This is a genomic window from uncultured Leifsonia sp., assembly GCF_945957465.1.
Classification (GTDB): Bacteria; Actinomycetota; Actinomycetes; order Actinomycetales; family Microbacteriaceae; genus Leifsonia.
Map to the genome: position 1 here is coordinate 1 of NZ_CAMFLC010000112.1, position 2623 is coordinate 2623.

Here is a 2623-nt window from a genome sequence, read left to right on the forward strand (position 1 = left end):
CCGACAATCTCTCAGGTACGCGTACCGCATCGGACTGGCCACTCTGAAAAGCAGGGCAGCGCACGCGCTGACCTCGCCCACGGTGAAAGCCACGACCGCCTCCGACGGTCGTGGTGAAACTCTCAGGCCGGATGACAGAGGGGGAGTTCTTCACACGTCAGCGCTCGTCGCGCTGCCGTTCATCCCTCCGGCGACGGCCGGCGAACGGAGAACTCATGAGCTCGCAGGACAGCCAGACCAACGCAGCGGAACGCACGTCCCCGCTGCACGACGCCCACACGGCCGCCGGGGCGTCCTTCACGGACTTCGCCGGCTGGCAGATGCCGGTCCGCTACTCCAGCGACCTGGCCGAGCACCACGCCGTGCGCACCGCTGCCGGCCTCTTCGACCTGTCGCACATGGGCGAGATCGTCCTCATCGGCCCGGAGGCCGGTCAGGCCCTCGACTACGCGCTCGCGGGCAAGCTGTCCTCTCTGGCGATCGACCAGGCGAAGTACAGCATGCTGCTGTCGCGCGCCGGCGGCATCCTCGACGACCTCGTGGTCTACCGCACCGGCGAAGACCGCTACATGGTCGTGGCGAACGCGTCCAACCGGGAGGCCGTGGCCGAGGAGCTTCGCGATCGCACGGCGCCGTTCGACGTGGAGGTCTACGACGAGAGCGACGACATCGCGCTGATCGCGGTGCAAGGTCCCGCGGCGCTGAGCGTCGTGCTGGCGACCCCCGGCTTCCACCTCGAGGGCGACGACTTCGCCCAGCGCGTCACCGACCTCAAGTACTACTGGAGCGTTCCGGCCGAGTTCGAGACGCACCCGGTGCTCGTGGCGCGAACCGGCTACACCGGCGAGGACGGCTTCGAGCTCTACACCGCCCCGGACAACGCCCGCGCACTGTGGGACGCGCTGCTCGAGTCGGGCGCCGCACAGGGACTCGTGCCGGCCGGGCTTGCGAGCCGCGACACGCTGCGGCTCGAGGCCGGGATGCCGCTGTACGGCCACGAGCTGGGCCGCGACACGATGCCGGCCCAGGCCGGGCTCGGCCGCGTGGTCAACCTCGCCAAAGACAGCGACTTCGTCGGCCGCGCGGCGAGTGAGGAGGGTCCGGACGCCGAGGCCCGCGTGCTCGTCGGCCTGATGGGCCAGGGAAAGCGCGCCGCCCGCTCCGGCTACCCGGTCCTGGCGCCCGCCGTCGACGGCGCCGACGAGGAGGTCGGGGTCGTGACCTCCGGCGCCCTCTCGCCCACGATCGGCGTCCCGATCGCCATGGCGTACGTCGCACCGCGGTTCGCCCGGCCGGGCACCGAACTGCACGTCGACGTGCGCGGCAGCGCGCTCCCGTTCACGGTCACCGCCCTCCCCTTCTACAGCCGCAAGAAAACCTCCCCCAGAAAGGACGGCTGACATGGCCGCAGAGCACGACCTCAAGTACACCGCCGAGCACGAGTGGCTCCTGGTCGACGGCGACACCGCGACCGTCGGCATCACGAGCTACGCGGCCGAGAAGCTGGGTGACGTCGTCTTCGTCGAGCTCCCCGCCGAGGGCAGCGATGTCGCGGCGGGCCGGGTGGTCGGCGAGATCGAGTCGACCAAGTCGGTCGGCGAGCTCTTCGCCCCGGTCGACGGCACGGTCGCAGAGGCCAACCAGGCCGTCGTCGACGCGCCCGAGCTGGTCAACAGCGACCCGTTCGGCGAGGGCTGGCTGATCAAGGTGACCTTCAGCGCCCTCCCCGACGGCCTCCTCTCCTACGACGAGTACAAAGCCCTCACGGGCGAGTAAGGCTTCCCCGACACATGAGCGACCTGTTCCAGACGCGTCACATCGGCACCGACGGCGACGCGCAGCAGTCCATGCTGTCCGCCCTCGGCTACGAATCGGTGGAGGCACTCGTCTCCGCCGCGGTACCCGACTCCATCCGCATCGCCCCGGGGCGCGTCTCGGCGTTGCCCGCTCCGATCAGCGAGCGCGCGGCGCTCCGCGAACTGCGAGCGCTTGCCGCCCGCAACACCGTGAACCGCAGCCTGATCGGGCTCGGCTATTACGGCACCATCACCCCCGCTGTGATCAAGCGCAACGTGCTCGAGAATCCGGGCTGGTACACCGCGTACACGCCGTACCAGCCCGAGATCTCGCAGGGGCGGCTGGAAGCGCTCATCAACTTCCAGACGATGGTCTCCGATCTGACCGGGCTGGACACCGCCAACGCCTCGATGCTCGACGAGGGCACCGCCGTGGTCGAGGGGATGCTGCTCGCTCGCCGCGCCTCCAAGGCCGCAGCCGGCTCGACGTTCGTCGTCGATGCGGACACCTTCCCGCAGACCCTCGCCCTGCTGCGCAACCGGGCGGAGGCCGTCGGCATCGAGCTCGTCGTGCTCGACCTCTCCTCGACACCGGCGGACGCTCCCGAGCTGCGGGAGGCGTTCGGACTGTTCGTGCAGTATCCGGGCGCTTCCGGGCGCGTCTGGGACCCGTCCGCCGTCATCGCCTCGGCGAAGGCCGCCGGTGCGGTCGTCGTCGCCGCGGCCGACCTGCTCGCGCTCACGCAGCTCACCTCGCCCGGCGAGCTCGGCGCCGACGTCGCCGTCGGCACCAGCCAGCGCTTCGGCGTCCCGATGGGCTTCGGCGG

Annotated in this window: 2 protein-coding genes, 1 pseudogene and 1 riboswitch; all 3 genes and pseudogenes read left to right on the plus strand. The window is 70.6% G+C overall.

Annotated elements, in window-relative coordinates:
• The first annotated feature begins 33 nt into the window (after positions 1-33).
• A riboswitch (glycine riboswitch) is annotated at positions 34-148 on the plus strand.
• 67 nt (positions 149-215) lie between these two features.
• The gene (gene gcvT, locus Q0Q23_RS19945) at positions 216-1400 is read left to right on the plus strand and encodes a glycine cleavage system aminomethyltransferase GcvT (RefSeq protein ID WP_295128515.1); all 1185 of its coding nucleotides are present in this window, start codon (positions 216-218) and stop codon (positions 1398-1400) included.
• A gap of 1 nt (position 1401) precedes the next feature.
• On the plus strand, positions 1402-1776 hold the full coding sequence (gene gcvH, locus Q0Q23_RS19950; protein WP_241702274.1) for a glycine cleavage system protein GcvH: 375 nt from the start codon (positions 1402-1404) through the stop codon (positions 1774-1776).
• Positions 1777-1790: 14 nt separating this feature from the next.
• A pseudogene (locus tag Q0Q23_RS19955) lies at positions 1791-2623 on the plus strand (glycine dehydrogenase (aminomethyl-transferring)); the annotation flags it as partial.

What these genes read in the sequence shown, in the direction of transcription:
- gcvH (WP_241702274.1), top strand. Translation starts at nt 1,402, where the DNA reads ATGGCCGCAGAGCACGACCTCAAGTACACCGCCGAGCACGAGTGGCTC.
- gcvT (WP_295128515.1), top strand. Translation starts at nt 216, where the DNA reads ATGAGCTCGCAGGACAGCCAGACCAACGCAGCGGAACGCACGTCCCCG.